This is a genomic window from Seonamhaeicola marinus, from assembly GCF_008085455.1.
In genome coordinates this window covers 1-396 of sequence record NZ_VSDQ01000539.1, presented here as the reverse complement: position 1 = coordinate 396, position 396 = coordinate 1, and the positions used below count along the sequence as shown (strand labels likewise).

General features: G+C 26.5%; 1 protein-coding gene. It reads right to left on the bottom strand.

The features are described 5' to 3' along the window. Positions 1-228, bottom strand: a 228-nt coding sequence (locus FUA24_RS08155) for a M15 family metallopeptidase (RefSeq protein WP_148541249.1), incomplete at its 3' end; no start/stop codon positions are given. Positions 229-396 lie beyond the last annotated feature (168 nt).

Genomic DNA, 396 nt, shown 5'->3' with positions numbered 1-396 from the left:
ATACGCTTGTACCTTTTTTAAAGCATTTGCGGTATCTCTTGTTAATATAAGTGTGTTTGATTTATAACCGTTAATAGGCTTACCAATAAAGTTATTAGTTGTAAAATATCTTAATTCTACATCTAAATCAGGTACAATATCATTTACATAAACAAACCCATCAGGCAATTGCGCAAAACAAGTATTAAAAGCAAAAATTATAACTAAAAATTGAATATTAAATTTCATTAGCAGCTAATATAGCTAAAATAGTAACTAGAAAAGTTTAAACACAAAAAAACCGAGTTCCCTCAAACCCGGTTCTTTCTTAATTTGCTTTTTTATTACGAAGTAGATTTAGGGAATCTATATCAACAACATAATGCAAATATTAATTAATTAATCCATTGAACTAAA